The following is a 15,333-nucleotide window of genomic DNA, read 5'->3' on the forward strand; positions in this document are numbered from 1 at the left end:
ATGGCGATCGATATCGATGCTCTGAGGAACGAAATGACGGCGTGGCGGCGCGACCTGCATGCCCACCCCGAGTTCGGATTCGAGGAGCAACGCACCTCGGCCTTCGTCGCCGCCAAGCTGCGCGAGTTCGGCCTCGACGATGTGGCGGAGGGTGTTGGAGGAACCGGTGTCGTCGGCACGCTCAAGCGCGGATCCGGCAACCGCTCGATTGCGCTGCGGGCCGACATGGACGCGCTTCGAATCCCGGAGCAGGGAAATCTTCTCTACAAATCGTCGAACCCTGGGGTCATGCACGCCTGCGGCCACGACGGGCACACCACCATGCTCCTCGGAGCCGCCAAGCTGCTCGCCGAGGAAGGTGGTTTCGACGGAACCGTCCGCTTCATTTTTCAGCCAGCGGAGGAATGGGGACGCGGCGCACTTGCCATGCTCGCGGACGGATTGATGGAGCGCTATCCGTTTGAGGAGATCTACGGCATTCACAACATGCCCGGCCTCCCCGTCGGCACATTCGAAACCCGGCCGGGGGCGATCATGTCGGCCGAAGACAATTTCGAGATCGTGCTTCGCGGCGTCGGCGGCCATGCTGCCCGCCCTCACGGGGGCAACGAGGTTCTCATCGCCGCCTGCGCCCTTGTGACCAACCTGCAGACGATCGTCTCCCGCCGCCTCAGTCCCACGGACACCTCCGTGGTTTCGGTCACTGAACTCATCACCGACGGAACTCGAAACGCTCTGCCCGGAGAGGCGAGGATCCTGGGCGACGCACGAAGCTTCCGTTCGGAAGTCAGCGCCGAAATCGAGAAGCAGATGCGCATCATCGCTGAGGGAACCGCTCTCGCCTATAATGTCTCGGCCGAGGTGACTTACACCAGGGAATTCGTTCCGCTCCTAAACGATCCCGATCTGGTCGAGGAGACTTTCGCCGCCGCTTACAGCATTTTCCCTGAGAAAAATGTTCGCATGGCACGGGAGCCGATGACGGGAAGCGAGGATTTCGCACACTTTCTGGAGCATGCGCCCGGTGTGTTCGTATTCCTTGGCAACGGTGACTCGCCACCGTTGCACAATCCTCGCTATGACTTCTGCGACGATGGCCTGATCCATGGGACGAATTTCCACACGGCGATCGTCCGCCGCCGGCTGCCCCTGCCCTGATTTCCGCAGGCGGCTGCTATCTCACAGCCTTTGAGAACGACTAAGTCTTCTCGATACCGAGGCGCGCTGGATCGTTCACCACCGTCTGGTTTGCGAGACATGACCGGCAAATCCGCCCAGCAATACGCCGAACGGCAAGCGCCTGATCGCCCTCGCCGCGACGAAGGCTGCGCCGGTGGCGAAGGCGAGTTTCAGCCACGGATAGTCACCGAGCTGGACATGGGCATTCGCATCGACGGATGTAGCCTTGGCTTTCAGCGCCGCTTCCGCATCGTCACGCAGAAGGCCGATGCGGGCGTGCAGCAGCCTCAATTCCCGCTGCAGGTGGTGCAGACTTTGGTCGGCCTTGTCACGCGCGGACTCGGCGGCCGCATCGGCAAAAGGCAGTTCGCCCTCTGCGACCAGCTCATCGGGATCGGGCGGAAGAAAGCCGTCGCGATTGATGGATGATTGCATCGACATGTCCTCGAATTAGTCAGCGAAGCAACGCCCGGCATTGCCGCCGGCCTCGCTGCACATCAATGATCGCGCCGGAAACTCTGGCTCTGCTGTGATCCGCCTTGCGTCTGCGACTGCCGATCCGCATCGTTTGACGATGCGGAGGCGCCGGTGAATCTGTAAGCACGAACCTTGGCGCTTCCATGCGTTGTGTCGCGCATTGCGACCGGGCGCGCCTCGTCGGAAGCCGGCGCTTCGAACGCGCTTTCCGATACGGCCAGATCGTCCGCGGCTTTGCCGCCGCGGGCTGCACCGGCATAACCGGTATTGGATCCGCCTTGGCGTCCGCTTTCCGATAACCAGAGATCCGCCCGCTCGTCGATGTCGATGCTGCCCTCGTCGTCCAGGATATCGTGAACGGTTTCGTAGAGTGCGTCGTCGATATCGTTGACCTGGACGAGGAAGCCGCCTCGCCGCAGCCCTTCTGCGTACATAGCGCGATCCTCGTCAGGGAAGAAGAAGTCGGCAAGGGCATCGAAGAAGCCGCTGCGATCATCGCTCATGACGCCGGCATTTTTTTCATCCGCCTCATATCCCGGCATCAACCTTATTCTGGCGACGGGGACGCCTGCGTCTTCAAGACGGGAGACCGCTGATTCGGCGTCCGACCGGCTGTCGAAAAATGCGGTAAGGCTGCCGCCGCCCACGGGGCCTGAAAAACCCGGGTTGGTATCGTTGTGAATGTTGCTCACGGAACTCTCCTCTCGATGTCGCGTTCCAGCCGCCGACCCGACGCCTGGTTTCCTGACTCGGAGAACCGGCAGCCGAGATGAATGTTCCACGACGAAGACGATGGCTTTGGCGGCGGCGGCGCAGGCGGTTCATAACGTCATCGCCAGCTGTTTCGGATGCACTGCCCGCTGAATTGCATCGCCTACGGCGTCCTTCAGCGGTTGACGTTAAACCGTCGAGACGCTAGCACGGCTCTGGACGCATTGGGGATATTTCATATGGACATGTTTACGGCAGCCGGTATGACGGCTTTGCTGCAGGTCATTGCTATCGACCTCGTTCTCGCCGGCGACAACGCCGTGGTTATCGGTCTTGCCGCTGCCGGCCTCGAGGCTACGCAGCGCCGCAAGGCGATCATCGTCGGCATCGTCGCCGCGACCCTTCTTCGTATTCTGTTTGCCAGCGTTGCAGTCTATCTGCTGGCGATCGTCGGCCTGCTGCTGGCCGGCGGACTCCTGCTCCTGTGGGTCTGCTGGAAGATGTGGCGCGAGCTTCGCGCCGGTCATCACGAGAGCCACGAGGCGGTGGGCGGCGAAGGCGCGCCGAAAAAGACCTTCTTCCAGGCGGCGACCCAGATCGTCATCGCCGACGTCTCGATGTCGCTCGACAACGTCCTCGCCGTTGCCGGTGCTGCGCGCGAACATCCGAGCGTGCTGGTCATCGGTCTTGCCCTGTCAATCGCGCTGATGGGTATCGCCGCAAACCTGATCGCCCGGTTGCTCAGCAGCCATCGCTGGATCGCCTATGTCGGTCTGCTAATCATCCTCTACGTCTCGCTCGACATGATCCACCGCGGTGGCGTCGAACTGTGGCCGTACGTGCAAGCGAGCGGGTTCAAGCTTTAGTCTAGAGCCTGATCTCGGTCTCGAAGCTCATCTGGTCATACGCCGGCACCACATGGTCCGGCGTCTCGGCCATCACCACGTCGTAGTCGAGCGGCGTGTGCATATGGGTGAGGATCGCCCGTTTCGGCTTCAGCCGGCCGATCCAATCGAGCGACTGTTCCAGCGACAGATGGCTCGGGTGATAGGTATATTGCAGCGCGTCGATGACCAGCACATCGAGATCCTGCAGCTTCTCGACGGTCTGCGGCGGGAAATCGCTGATATCGCTGCAATAAGCCACATCGCCGATGCGGAACCCGAGCGAATGGATATCGCCATGCTGCTGGATGTGCGGGTAAAAGTCGATCTTGCCGCCGGGACCGCGGATTTCGACGGGTTCGTCGATACTTTTGATGACAACAGGCAGCACGATCGGCGGGTAATTGCTGCCGGGCGGCGTTTCCAGGCAATAGCGGAAGGCTTCACGCAGCCTGTCCATCGTATACTGGTCGGCAAAGATCGGCACCCGGCGGCGCGTATTGTGGAAATAGCCGCGCAGATCATCGATGCCGTGAATATGGTCGGCATGCGGGTGGCTGTAAAGCACGGCATCGACATGGTCCGCCCCTGCCCTGATCATCTGCTCACGAAAATCCGGCCCGGTATCGACGACAACCGTCGTGACGCCGTCAGGGCCGAATTGCTGCACCATGAACGAGGCGCGCGTGCGCCGGTTTTTCGGATTGTCGGGGTTGCAGGCGCCCCAGTCTCCGGTAATGCGCGGCACGCCCGGTGACGACGAACAGCCGAGAATGGTGAAACGCCGCCGGTAGAGCACGCCGCTAGATCCTCGGCATTTTCGTAAACAGGCGCAAAGCGTTCTCGGTCGTGATCCGCGCGGTATCGGCGTAGGAAAGGCCGATCGTCTCGGCGAGCACTTCGGCCGTGTTGACGACATAGGACGGCTCGTTGCGCTTGCCGCGCCAGCGCTTCGGCGCCAGATACGGCGCGTCCGTTTCCACCAGCAGCCGCTCATGCGGGACCGTCTTGGCAATCTCGCGCAGCTCTTCCGATTTCGGGAACGTCAGGATGCCAGAGAAGGAGATATAGCCGCCGAGTTCGACACCGGTTCGCGCCAGTTCCGGACCCGCTGAAAAGCAGTGCAAGATAAAGGGGAAAGCCCCCTTCCCTGTTTCCTCGGTCAGGATGGAAGCCATATCTTCGTCAGCGCTGCGGCTGTGGATGACGAGCGGAAGCTGCGTTTCCCGAGCGGCGGCAATATGCCGGCGAAAGCCGGTCTGCTGGTCCTCGGGCTTCTGCGTGTCATAGAAATAGTCGAGGCCGGCCTCGCCGATCGCCACTACCTTTTCATGGGCGTTTGCCAAGCGCACCAGATCTTCCGTCTGGATGTCCAGCTCGTCGCCAGCATTGTTCGGATGCGTACCGACCGAGCAGAACACCGATGGATATTTCTCGGTGAGAGCGAGCAACCCGTCGAGCTTCCGCACGCGCGTCGAGATCGTCACCATCTGTTTGACACCAGCCTGATGCGCGCGCGTGACAATCTCGTCGCGCTCGGCCTCGAAGTCGGCGAAATCGAGATGGCAATGCGTATCGATCAGCACGGCCTCAAGCCTCCGGAGCCACGTAACGCGGGAAGACCGGCGTCGGCGCCTCGAGCGGCGTTCCGGCGATCAGGCGGCCGGCCTCGCCGAGGGCGGCAAAATCGCGCTTGTCGGCAGGCGCAGCCACGAGATCGAGCAGTTTGCCCGATGAGTCCGGCATGAACGGCTGCAACAGGATGGCGATCTGGCGCACGACTTCGGCGGTGACGTAAAGCACCGTACCCATGCGCGCCGGATCCGTCTTTTTCAGCGCCCACGGCGCCTGGCCGGCGAAATAGCGATCGGTATCGGAAACGACGGCTATGATCGAGGCAAGCGCCCGGTGAATCTGCTGCTTGCCCATGTCTTCGCGCGTCGACGCGTGCAGCGCGTCGACCTGCGCCAGCATCGCCTTGTCCTCGTCGGTCAGCGGCCCGCATTCCGGGATTTTGCCGTCACAGTTCTTGACGATCATCGACAGCGAGCGGCTGGCGAGATTGCCGATGCCGTTGGCGAGGTCGGAATTGATGCGGATGCCGATCGCCTCTTCGCTGTAGCTGCCGTCCTGGCCGAAGGACACTTCGCGCAGGAAGAAGTAGCGCACCTGATCGAGACCGAAATGGTTCACCAGATTGACGGGATCGACGACATTGCCGAGCGACTTCGACATCTTCTCGCCCTTGTTGAGCAGGAAGCCGTGGGCAAAGACCCGCTTCGGCAGCGGCAGCTTCGCCGACATCAGGAAGGCCGGCCAGTAGACGGCATGGAAGCGGATAATATCCTTGCCAATGATGTGCACATCGGCGGGCCAGTACTTCGCCCGCGGGCCGTTCCTGTCCTCGATATAACCTGTGGCGGTGATGTAGTTGGTCAGTGCGTCCACCCAGACATACATGACGTGGGACGGATCGTTCGGCACTTTGATGCCCCAGTCGAAGGTCGTGCGCGAGACCGACAGGTCCTTGAGGCCCGATTTGACGAAGGAGATCACCTCGTTCCGGCGCTCGGCCGGACCGATGAAATCGGGATTGGCCTCGTAATGCGCCAGCAGCTTCTCCTGGTATTCGGAGAGCTTGAAGAAATAGCTTGCCTCTTCCACCCACTCGACCGGCGTGCCCTGCGGGCCGTAGCGCACACCGTCGGCGCGCAGTTCCGTCTCGTTCTCCTGGTAATAGGCCTCGTCGCGCACCGAATACCAGCCGGCATAGCTGTCCTTGTAGATGTCGCCATTGTCGGCCATCAGCTTCCAGATATTCCGCGAGGTCTCGTGATGACGCTCCTGCGTGGTGCGGATGAAGTCGTCATTCGAGGCGTTGAGCAGCGTCGCCATCGCCTGGAATTCGCCGGAGTTGCGGTCGGCGAGCGCCTGCGGTTCGATTCCTTCGGCGCGCGCTGTCTGCTGCATCTTTTGGCCGTGTTCGTCGGTGCCGGTCAGGAAGAAGACATCCTTGCCGTCCAGGCGCTGGTAGCGCGCCATCGCATCCGTCGCGATCAGCTCATAGGCATGGCCGATATGCGGCTTGCCGTTGGGATAGGAAATCGCGGTGGTGATGTAGAAGGGTGTCTTGTCTGTCATGGCGGCCAATGTCCGGCTTACTCTATAAAAATGGTCAGCCGCTCTTAGCGCATGTCACCGACAAGCGAAACATCAAGTTTTGGCGCCTTCGATGATTTCCGGGACACCGTCGTGAACTTGACTCCGCTTCGCACGCAATTTACCGGTCGTCCCAAAGAGGGCGGGACAGAACGAAGTGCCAGTTTTCATCTACCGGGATAGTCGTGGTCGCGCGCCGTCGGGGGCGCTTGCTTGACATTCGAGCCGCTCTATTCGCTTTCCGGCCTGTTCGTCGGCGCGCTTGTGGGCATCACCGGCGTTGGTGGCGGTTCGCTGATGACGCCGCTGCTGGTGCTGCTCTTCGGCGTTCATCCCGCAACCGCGGTCGGCACCGATCTCCTCTATGCGGCGATCACCAAGACGGCGGGCACTGCCGTGCACGGCATGCATGGACGGATTAACTGGAAGATCGTCGGCAGCCTTGCCGCCGGCAGCGTGCCGGCCGCCGTGCTGATGCTCTGGCTGTTGGCCGGCGTCGATCGCAAAAGCATCGGCGTGACCAACACCATCACGGTTGCGCTCGGCTGGCTGCTTGTCATGACCGCGATCATGCTGGTCTTCCGCGGTTCCATATTGGAATTGGCGCGCCGCGCCATCGGCGATCGCACACCGCCGCGGCCCACAACCATTCTGATCCTCACCGTCATTCTCGGATTCTGTCTCGGCGTCTTGGTCACGCTGACTTCGGTCGGCGCGGGTGCGCTCGGTGTGACGATCCTGCTGGTCCTCTATCCCAGGCTCAATGTGCGTGAGATCGTCGGGTCCGACATTGTTCACGCAGTTCCGCTGACCCTGATCGGCGGCATGGGCTATTGGCTCATCGGCGAGATCGACTGGGCGATGCTGTTTGCCCTGCTCATCGGCTCGATCCCCGGCATCATCATCGGCAGCCTTTTGGCGCCGAAGCTGCATGAACGCACGATCCGCATCGTCCTGGCCGCCACGCTCGCCGTCGTCGCCGGCAAGCTCTTGACCGGCTGATCAGCCATCAGAATTCGAATACATTTCGCCCGGAAGTGTGCAGCGGTTCCGGGACAACGACATGCATAAAAACAAAAAGCTAAAGCGCGTCGCATGAATCAAATTCGATGCGGCGCGCTTTAGAGCGTATCTGGATTTAGTTGAATCGGAAGGGATTCCGTTTTTGGCTGTTTTGTGATTCAAGATGCTGGCTGGAGTGGAGGCCAGCATCGGATGACTCGACCTCTTTCAAATGATCTTCGCAAGCGTGTTGTTGATGCAATCGAAGCCGGCGAGAGCTGCCGGTCGGTGGCGGTGCGGTTCGGTATTGCCGTGTCTTCAGCGGTGAAGTGGTCTCAGCGCTACCGTTCGAGCGGATCTGTCGCGCCTGGGAAGATGGGCGGCCACCGCAAGCGGGTTCTTGAGCCGTACCGGGCGTTTATCGCCGAGCGGATCAACCAGACGCCGCATGTGTCACTGAACAGGTTGAAGGAAGAACTGGCCGCGCGAGGGGTGAAGGTATCCCACGACACCGTATGGCAGTTTCTGCGGCGCGAGGGACTACGGTTCAAAAAAAACACTGTTCGCCCTTGAGCAGGCGCGCGCTGACGTCGCGCGACGGCGACAGCGCTGGCAATCCTGGCAGGCTGGCCTCGATCCAAGCCGGCTGGTCTTCATCGATGAAACCTGGATCAAGACCAACATGGCGCCGCTTCGAGGCTGGGGGCCGAAGGGCAAACGGCTGCGCAGCTTCGCCCCGCACGGACATTGGCGCACCCTGACTTTCCTCGGCGCGTTGCGCTGCGATCGGCTCACCGCACCCTGTGTCTTCGATGGACCGATCAACGGTGAGTGCTTTCGCGCTTATGTCGAACAGCAACTCGTACCGGTGCTCAAACCCGGCGATATCGTCGTGATGGATAATCTCGGCTCCCACAAGTCGGTCGCCATCCGTCAGATGATCCGCAACGCTGGTGCTCGGCTCTGGTACCTGCCGCCATACTCCCCCGACCTTAACCCGATCGAACAGGCTTTCGCCAAAATCAAGCACTGGATGCGCCTGGCTCAGAAGCGAACCATCGATGACACCTGGCGCCACATCGGACACCTCGTCACAACCATCGAGCCCAGAGAATGCAGCAACTACTTCGCCAATGCCGGATATGCTTCCGTGAAAACCTGAAACGCTCTAGAGGCCCGGCTGCTTGATATCGGAGAGAATGCTGATGATCGTCTGCTTGCGGTCGAGATTATAGGCATCCGAAATGGTGAGCCGCTCGGTGATCTCGGAATAGAGCCGCGCCAGACGTTCGGCAGCAGCGATCTGCCCCTCACCCGCTGCCACACGCGCACGATTCATGATGTCGTCGCCGACATGGCTGACGAAGAAATCGAAAATCGTGTCGCTTTCCTTTCCCGACAGCGCATCGGCCAGCCGGTGCATCGCCTTGCGGGCCGCCGGCCCTTCGGCCGAAAGCACCTCGCCATAGGCCGCAATGATCTCTCCGCCGCCATAGTTCAAGAGCTTCAGTGCTTCGCCGACGCTGCCCTTGGCCGCCGCAAGCACCGCCCCGCCCTCTCCCGATATGCCGAGATGGTCAAGGGCTGCCGCCAGCGCATCGTCCGAAAGCGGCGACAGTTTCAGCGGCAGGCAGCGCGAGCGGATCGTCGGCAGCAGCCGACCCGGCGCATGCGACAGCACCAGAAACAGCGCCCGCTTCGGCGGTTCCTCGAGGATTTTTAGAATAGCGTTGGCCGCATTGCGGTTCATGTCGTCGGCCGGGTCGATGATGACGATCCGCCAGTTGCCGGTGCCTGACGTCTGCGAGAAGAACTTGCCGGCGCGGCGCACCTCGTCGACTGTTATCGCCGATTTCACCTTGCCGGTCTTTTCGTCCACCGGCCGCGCGAGATGCAGGAGATTGTGCGAGGCGCCGGAGACGATCTGCCGGCTGACGGCGGAGTCAGGATGCGGATCACCGATCGTCTCGGGCGCAGTCTCGGGATCGGGATACGAGAGCACGTGGTTGGCGAAACGGAAAGCGAGCGTCGCCTTGCCGATGCCCTCCGGCCCTTCGATCAGGATGGCGTGATGGCCTTTGCCAGATCGGTAGGATTGCGCAAGGAAGGCCTCCGCCTCCTCATGGCCGAATAATCTGGTGTTCTCGGCGGGCCAGATGGCGCCGTCGAGCAGTCCCGGCCTCTCCTCACTCATAATGGACTTCACTCATGATGGGCGGCTTCCGGCATTCGGGCGCGGTCTGCGGGCGACTTGAGCTGCTTGACGATCGCCAGGATCTCGGCCGCGATCGCCTCTTCCGTCTGCATGGCGTTGATCACGCGGCAGCGCTCCGGCTCGCGCGCGGCAATATCGAGAAAGGCTTCGCGCCGTTTCTCGTGGGTTTCGAGCCGCTCCTTCTCGAATCGGTCGGGCGCTTCGGCAGCGCTGCGCTTCTGCGCCCGCTCCAGGCCGACCTTTGCGGGAATGTCGAGTATCAAGGTGCAATCCGGCACGACGCCATTGATGGCGATGCGCTGCAGCGTCTCGATAAAATCGGGTTCAAGGTTGCCGGTGATCCCCTGATAGACGCGGGAGGAATCCATGAACCGGTCGCAGAGCACGATCTTGCCGGCAGCAAGCGCCGGCCGGATCACCTCTTCGACATGGTCGTTGCGCGCAGCGGCAAAAAGGATCGCCTCCATCCGGGTGCCGAAGGCCTCGGCAGCCCCCGACAAAAGCACGTGGCGCACAGCCTCGGCGCCGGGCGACCCGCCCGGTTCCCGCGTCACCAGCACCTCGTGACCTTCGCCCTTCAGCGCCTCCGCGAGGCGGCGGATCTGCGTGGATTTGCCCGCGCCTTCCCCGCCTTCAAACGTAACGAACAATCCCGTACCGGATGACAATGACAGCTTCCCGCATTCCCGGCGCCGCACGCGCGCGCCCTGCCTCTTCTATCTATCCGAAGACATCGGGAAGGAAAACCTTTCGCCGCGGCGACATAATCACCTTCCCCGGCAAATTGTATCAGAAGGCTGGGCGCTCAAGTCCAGAACATGTGGCGTGCGACACTGGACAATCGCTTCAGCCGGGCGCGGACTTTTCCCAGAGCCAGGAGAAGAACAGCGATTCGCCGAGTTCCAGCATGGCATCGACCGCGCGGCTGCTGAGCGAGCCTTCGCCAACCGCCTGTGCCGTATAGAGCGGAACTTCCCTGAGAAGCCGGCTGCCGGCGAAAATCCTGAGCGTGCCGGCCTGATAATCCGGCGGCACCGGCGCTGTCAGCGGCCAGCGATAGACGATGCGCGCCGACAGCCGGTCGGGGTTGCTGACCGGAATATAGACGCTGACCGGCGCTTTGGCGATCAGATCGACGGTGCGCGCTGTGCCGCCATAAACGCTGGCTGCGCCGATCACTTCATGCTCGGCGAAAATCTGCCGGTTCTCGAAGGCCGTCAGACCCCATTCAAGCACACGCTTGGCCTCTTCCGTCCGCTCCTTGTCGGAGGCGATTCCGGCAAGCGCCAGAAACAGCCGCCGGCCGTCACGCTGGACCGAGGCAACGATCGAATACCCCTCACCCTCTGTAAAGCCCGTCGCAAGTCCGTCAGCGCCGAGATCGAGCCCGAGCAGCGGGTTGCGGTTGCGCTGGAAGATCTTGTTCCACTCGAAATCGGGCAGGGCAAAATAGGGATAGAGATTGGGATAGGATTGCTGGAGGGCGGCGGCAAGCGTCACCATTTCGCGCGCCGTCACCTTGCTCTTACCATCCGGAAGGCCGGTGGAATTGCCGAACACCGCCTTGTCCATGCCGATTTCGCGGGCGCGGCGCGTCATCGATTCGGCGAATTGCTGCTCGCTTCCGGCCATACCCTCGGCGAGGATGATGCAGCTGTCATTGGCACCCTGGATGGCGACGCCCTTGATCAGATCCTCGACGCGCACACGCGATTTCAGGGCGGCGAACATGGTGGCTGTCCGCGACGGCGCGCCGCCGGTGCGCCAGGCATATTCGGAAACCGGATATTCGGTGTCGAGCGTGATCTGGCCCTTGGTCACCGCATCGAAGACGAGGTTCATCGTCATCAGCTTGGCAAGCGAAGCCGGCGAAAAACCCTGATCCTCGTTCTTGGCGAGAAGCACCGTGCCGGTGGACGCCTCGATCATATAGGCCTGCGCCGCCTTGGTGGCGAAACCGGCAGCACCCCCATCGGCTGCCTGCGCGCCTGCGGCGAGCGGCATCAGGCATGCAAGAGCAACGGCAGCTAAAGTCAGGAGCGGTTTTACGTCCGGAATTGCAGAAAGACAAAAGGTTAGAGCGGCTCTGCGCTTCGGTGAAAAGCGCAACCGCTCTAGAGGGCGAAGCACAGGCCTCAGCATCGCAATTCCCATCGGTCAACGGCAGTTTTGAGAAGGTTAGAGCGCGGCGAAATCCGATGCAATCGCGATGCTCAGCGCGCCGCGGATTTTGCCTGCTGTCGCTTGGCCGAGGCAAGGATCGAGGCCTGCGTCAGCCCGTCATTGCGCACCATCACCGCGTCGAAAGCGAGATCGACGGTCACCGTCTTCACGTCCCCGTTCTGATAGCCGAGCGCGAGGGAAGGCTGGGAGCCGCCGTAGGGCCGCTCATAGGGCATGGGACCGATCTCCGGCAGCACGACCATCTGTTCGAAGGCCGGCGCGGCGTTTGCGGACGGTGCCGGTGGCGCCACCAGAACATGGGCGCCGGGGGCAAGCGCGGGCGTCGCATTGTAGCGCACGCTCGGCGTCGAACCGGCAAAGGAGGTCGCCGACATCGGCACCGGCACCTTGGCCGGCTGCGCCTGGTAATCTTCGGCGCTCTGCAGCTGATCGCGGGTGATCTTGCGGCTGTTGGAGGCAACCATGACGCCGCTTGCAATCTGCCCTTCCGGATTGACGCCGGGAATGCGGCTGCCCTTCGGTACGTAGGAAGCCATCAGATAGGGCATGTCGTGGCCGTCCATGCGGGCGCGTCCGACATATTGCACACGCACCTTGCCGGTGCCGCTGTGCTGCAGATCCAGCATATTGGCGGTCTTGTTGGAAAGATCGATGATGCGGCCTTCATGATAGGGACCGCGATCGTTGACGCGCACGATGACCGACGAGCCGTTCTCGACATTGGTGACGCGAGCATAGCTCGGCAGCGGGAAAGTCGGATGCGCGGCGGAAAGATGCATCTGGTCGTAGACTTCGCCGTTCGCCGTGAGGCGTCCATGAAAGGCCGAACCATACCAGGAAGCGATGCCGACCTTGCTATAGGAGAAATCTTCCTTCGGATAATACCATTTACCCTTCACCACGTAAGGATTGCCGACGATGTAGCGGCCGCCGCCCTTCGGGATGTTGTTGCCGGTGGCGACGCGGGGGCTGGCCTTCACGCCATATTCGGATTCGGAGAAATATTCTTTGCCATGGGCTTTTTTCTTCGGCACGGCCTGTGTCGTGCCGCATGCAGCAACCGTCGCACACATCGCCGATATCGCCAGCCACCGCGCTGTCGTTGCGAAAGACGCCGCCCCGTATCCCAATGTCATATGTCCCACGCCGCTCAAAGATCATTATGGTTAAGGAACTTTGCCCCACACTGGGCCAATACGCCTTATCCCCGCCCGCCTAACGAGGCTTTAATCTTGTTAAGTTCGTGGCAAATTTGCGAACGTTTTCCCAGCGATAGCAACAATTCCATTGATTATGGTTTATAAGTTGCTAACGCCGCAGCTCCTCCCCTGCTCTCCCATTGCCGCAATCGGGCTCGAAATGAGCGTGCCGATGCGAGACATTGCCTAGACCCGCCGCCTGCTCTTGAAAGGGCAGGACGTACCGGATCGACACGCAGGAGACCGTTGTCGAATGCGGTTACGCAGCTATTCCTCAAGCGCCCGATGAGGCGTGATACCTCTCCCCATAGTAGTGGATTTCCTTCCGTGATCTCCCGCATAGGTGCGTATGACAGCCCAGGTACGGGCTCCCGCTCCCTTAGCGCGTGTAGTTTGTTGCTTGACTCAAAGTGGAGTAGAAAGTTTATTTGCGACGTTCGGGTGGTAGCCCGGCGTCCTTTCCACGCTCATCTTTAGGGAGACGAGCTATGGCAAATCACAAACCAGCAGTGCCTGACGTGTCGATCCACGACTACGCACCAGCGGAAGCCATTGAAGGAAACCTTCTCGACAACGCCTCAGATTCCGACGGCGACCTGCTTCAGGTTCAATTCGTCAACGGAATAAGAATTCCCAACAAGGCGGGTGAAGCAGGCTATCTGACCATCGAGGGTGAACACGGAACGCTGACGATCTGGAGCAACGGCAGCTATAGTTACACGGTCAGTGATCCCGCAAGCCTTGAGTCCGGCGAAGTCTTCGCCGAAAAATTCTCCTTCAAGATCTCCGATGGAAAAGGCGGCACCGATGTCGCCAGTCTCAACATCGGCGTGCATGCGCCGCCGCAAGGGCTGTATTCCATCGATTTCGAAAACGCTCCGACGGAATATCCCGGGCAGCCGGATATCGCTTCGGGCTATGGCGGTTTCAGGTTTGGCGACAAGCTCGACGGCAATCTGTGGACGGTCGCCGAATCCGGCGGCAACGAATACGTCGTCACCAACCCCTACAATCCTTTCTTCGACCGCGTTGACGGCAAGCTCTTCACGATCGAGGGTGTCGACGTCGCGACTGTCTTCGACCCGGCCTATCAAGGTGTCGATGCGCTTGTGACGTTCGAAGGCTATATCGGCGGCAACAAGGTGAGCGAGATGTCGCTAACGGTCTATGGGGACACCATTGGCGATGGCCAGCACATTTCGCTGGAAGCCTTGGGAGCAGTCGATTTCATCCGCTTCGATATTCAGCCCGATGTAGAGCCGACGGGCTTTCCGCAGCTCGCATTTGACAACTTCACCGTCCTGGTCTGACGACGGCAGAGAGAAGCGGCTGTCGAAGCCGCTTTTCTGCAGAACAAGTTGACGCTGCGGTCAAAGCTGCTAAAAAGCCGGCCTGTGAGTGAATGGGCAGCAAATCGGCAGAAACCACCGATGCACCAGAAATCCAGCAACGGAATTTCTTTGGGCTTCTCAATTACTTGGAAGAGTGTCCGAGTGGTTTAAGGAACCGGTCTTGAAAACCGGCGTGCGGGAAACCGTACCGTGGGTTCGAATCCCACCTCTTCCGCCAGTTTCCATTTTCATGTGCCAGCGTTCTGCCGCCCGAATAAGCGGTCTTTGGGGCGTGCCGTTAAGAGATCGAGTGCAGGCGGCGAGAGAAAACGGCGGCTCCGCCGTTTTCTGCAGCGATAATCCTCATGTCGAAAAGAAAGCCGCCGGACTTGCCGCAGCCTAGTCGCTTACGGCCGTTATTCCAGAACGACGACGGCTTCGACCTCGAAGAGCATCGGGTCTATTGCAAGTTTGGGAACCGGGACAAGGGTCTGCGCCGGCAGCGCCGCGCCGAAGGTTTCTTTGACGTTTCTGGTCAGTACTTCGAGCTTGGACATGTCGTGATCGACCACGAAAACAGTAAGCTTGGCGACCTGATCCGGCCTTGCGCCGAGCCCATCGAGAGCGGCGCGCAGATTTGCGTAGGCCTGCTTAACCTGGGCGGCGAAGTCCGGCGACAAGGCGCCGCTGCTGTCCTGGCCACCCTGTCCTGAAATAAAGGCCAACCTGGCGCCGCGCGGTGCGATCACCGCCATGCTGTAGCCGTTCGGCGTCGGGTCGTAGAGGTTTTTCGGATTGACGATGGTTGGCTTGAGGTCGCCCGCATTCGCCGTCGTCGCAGTGGAAATTCCCGTGGTCATGATGATCAGCCCTCCGATAAGCAGATTGATGGTGTGTGACATGATTTTCTCTGGCCGTGCGGACTGCGAGCAACGTCGCCCGCGGTCTCCGGTTGAATTTTCGTTCGATCGTCGCATAATTGACTCGTACAA

At 60.9% G+C, this 15,333-nt stretch carries 15 protein-coding genes and 1 tRNA gene; 6 read left to right on the forward strand and 10 right to left on the reverse strand.

Annotated elements, in window-relative coordinates:
• A complete protein-coding gene (locus tag N2597_RS09385; RefSeq protein WP_096762772.1) occupies positions 1-1,158 on the forward strand; it encodes a M20 aminoacylase family protein in 1,158 nt (385 codons plus the stop codon).
• A 75-nt stretch (positions 1,159-1,233) separates the two neighbouring features.
• Here the strand turns inward: N2597_RS09385 and N2597_RS09390 are convergent, their stop codons facing one another.
• A complete protein-coding gene (locus N2597_RS09390) occupies positions 1,234-1,614 on the reverse strand; it encodes a hypothetical protein (RefSeq protein WP_077994070.1) in 381 nt (126 codons plus the stop codon).
• Positions 1,615-1,676: 62 nt separating this feature from the next.
• Positions 1,677-2,348, reverse strand: a complete 672-nt coding sequence (locus tag N2597_RS09395) for a hypothetical protein (RefSeq protein WP_077993628.1) — start codon at positions 2,346-2,348, stop codon at positions 1,677-1,679.
• A gap of 258 nt (positions 2,349-2,606) precedes the next feature.
• Here N2597_RS09395 and N2597_RS09400 point away from each other — a divergent pair, with 258 nt between their 5' ends.
• Complete coding sequence (locus N2597_RS09400) at positions 2,607-3,233, forward strand: TerC family protein (protein ID WP_009996016.1); 627 nt, start codon at positions 2,607-2,609, stop codon at positions 3,231-3,233.
• Between the two features lies 1 nt (position 3,234).
• Here N2597_RS09400 and N2597_RS09405 read toward each other — a convergent pair whose 3' ends face one another.
• The 3 genes from N2597_RS09405 to metG are packed head-to-tail and all read right to left on the reverse strand — an operon-like array spanning position 3,235 to position 6,392.
• A complete protein-coding gene (locus N2597_RS09405) occupies positions 3,235-4,050 on the reverse strand; it encodes an MBL fold metallo-hydrolase (protein WP_183596265.1) in 816 nt (271 codons plus the stop codon).
• A 4-nt stretch (positions 4,051-4,054) separates the two neighbouring features.
• A complete protein-coding gene (locus N2597_RS09410) occupies positions 4,055-4,837 on the reverse strand; it encodes a TatD family hydrolase (protein ID WP_039619766.1) in 783 nt (260 codons plus the stop codon).
• A gap of 4 nt (positions 4,838-4,841) precedes the next feature.
• The gene (gene metG / locus N2597_RS09415) at positions 4,842-6,392 is read right to left on the reverse strand and encodes a methionine--tRNA ligase (RefSeq protein ID WP_096762773.1); all 1,551 of its coding nucleotides are present in this window, start codon (positions 6,390-6,392) and stop codon (positions 4,842-4,844) included.
• Between the two features lie 231 nt (positions 6,393-6,623).
• Here metG and N2597_RS09420 point away from each other — a divergent pair, with 231 nt between their 5' ends.
• Entirely contained in the window at positions 6,624-7,412 is a 789-nt protein-coding gene (locus tag N2597_RS09420) for a sulfite exporter TauE/SafE family protein (protein WP_077993625.1), read from the forward strand.
• Between the two features lie 213 nt (positions 7,413-7,625).
• Positions 7,626-8,574 (forward strand): IS630 family transposase gene (locus N2597_RS09425; protein ID WP_183740986.1). Its coding sequence is split into 2 segments (ribosomal slippage): positions 7,626-7,961 and positions 7,963-8,574, totalling 948 coding nucleotides; the frame shifts between segments, so codons are not numbered across the junction.
• A 6-nt stretch (positions 8,575-8,580) separates the two neighbouring features.
• Here N2597_RS09425 and N2597_RS09430 read toward each other — a convergent pair.
• The 4 genes from N2597_RS09430 to N2597_RS09445 form a co-directional block, all read right to left on the reverse strand.
• Positions 8,581-9,606 carry a DNA polymerase III subunit delta' gene (locus N2597_RS09430; protein WP_096770773.1) on the reverse strand — a complete coding sequence of 342 codons (1,026 nt, stop codon included), beginning with the start codon at positions 9,604-9,606 and terminating at the stop codon, positions 8,581-8,583.
• Between the two features lie 8 nt (positions 9,607-9,614).
• The gene (tmk, locus tag N2597_RS09435) at positions 9,615-10,295 is read right to left on the reverse strand and encodes a dTMP kinase (RefSeq protein ID WP_039619772.1); all 681 of its coding nucleotides are present in this window, start codon (positions 10,293-10,295) and stop codon (positions 9,615-9,617) included.
• Positions 10,296-10,473: 178 nt separating this feature from the next.
• Entirely contained in the window at positions 10,474-11,631 is a 1,158-nt protein-coding gene (locus tag N2597_RS09440; protein ID WP_009997069.1) for a D-alanyl-D-alanine carboxypeptidase family protein, read from the reverse strand.
• 209 nt (positions 11,632-11,840) lie between these two features.
• Positions 11,841-12,947, reverse strand: coding sequence for a septal ring lytic transglycosylase RlpA family protein (locus tag N2597_RS09445; RefSeq protein ID WP_106796222.1), 1,107 nt, complete (start codon positions 12,945-12,947; stop codon positions 11,841-11,843).
• A 551-nt stretch (positions 12,948-13,498) separates the two neighbouring features.
• Here N2597_RS09445 and N2597_RS09450 point away from each other — a divergent pair.
• Both N2597_RS09450 and N2597_RS09455 read left to right on the forward strand, forming a co-directional pair.
• Positions 13,499-14,320 carry a cadherin-like domain-containing protein gene (locus N2597_RS09450; RefSeq protein WP_038688989.1) on the forward strand — a complete coding sequence of 274 codons (822 nt, stop codon included), beginning with the start codon at positions 13,499-13,501 and terminating at the stop codon, positions 14,318-14,320.
• A 169-nt stretch (positions 14,321-14,489) separates the two neighbouring features.
• Positions 14,490-14,579, forward strand: a tRNA-Ser gene (locus N2597_RS09455).
• A 178-nt stretch (positions 14,580-14,757) separates the two neighbouring features.
• Here the strand turns inward: N2597_RS09455 and N2597_RS09460 are convergent.
• Entirely contained in the window at positions 14,758-15,243 is a 486-nt protein-coding gene (locus N2597_RS09460) for a RidA family protein (protein ID WP_009987341.1), read from the reverse strand.
• Between the last annotated feature and the right edge of the window lie 90 nt (positions 15,244-15,333).

Source organism: Rhizobium sophoriradicis, assembly GCF_025200795.1.
Lineage (GTDB): Bacteria > Pseudomonadota > Alphaproteobacteria > Rhizobiales > Rhizobiaceae > Rhizobium > Rhizobium sophoriradicis.

Coding starts and splice junctions, on each gene's coding strand:
- N2597_RS09385 (WP_096762772.1), top strand. CDS start 1: ATGGCGATCGATATCGATGCTCTGAGGAACGAAATGACGGCGTGGCGG.
- N2597_RS09390 (WP_077994070.1), bottom strand. CDS start 1,614: ATGCAATCATCCATCAATCGCGACGGCTTTCTTCCGCCCGATCCCGAT.
- N2597_RS09400 (WP_009996016.1), top strand. CDS start 2,607: ATGGACATGTTTACGGCAGCCGGTATGACGGCTTTGCTGCAGGTCATT.
- metG (WP_096762773.1), bottom strand. CDS start 6,392: ATGACAGACAAGACACCCTTCTACATCACCACCGCGATTTCCTATCCC.
- N2597_RS09430 (WP_096770773.1), bottom strand. CDS start 9,606: ATGAGTGAGGAGAGGCCGGGACTGCTCGACGGCGCCATCTGGCCCGCC.
- N2597_RS09440 (WP_009997069.1), bottom strand. CDS start 11,631: ATGCCGCTCGCCGCAGGCGCGCAGGCAGCCGATGGGGGTGCTGCCGGT.
- N2597_RS09445 (WP_106796222.1), bottom strand. CDS start 12,947: ATGACATTGGGATACGGGGCGGCGTCTTTCGCAACGACAGCGCGGTGG.
- N2597_RS09450 (WP_038688989.1), top strand. CDS start 13,499: ATGGCAAATCACAAACCAGCAGTGCCTGACGTGTCGATCCACGACTAC.
- N2597_RS09460 (WP_009987341.1), bottom strand. CDS start 15,243: ATGTCACACACCATCAATCTGCTTATCGGAGGGCTGATCATCATGACC.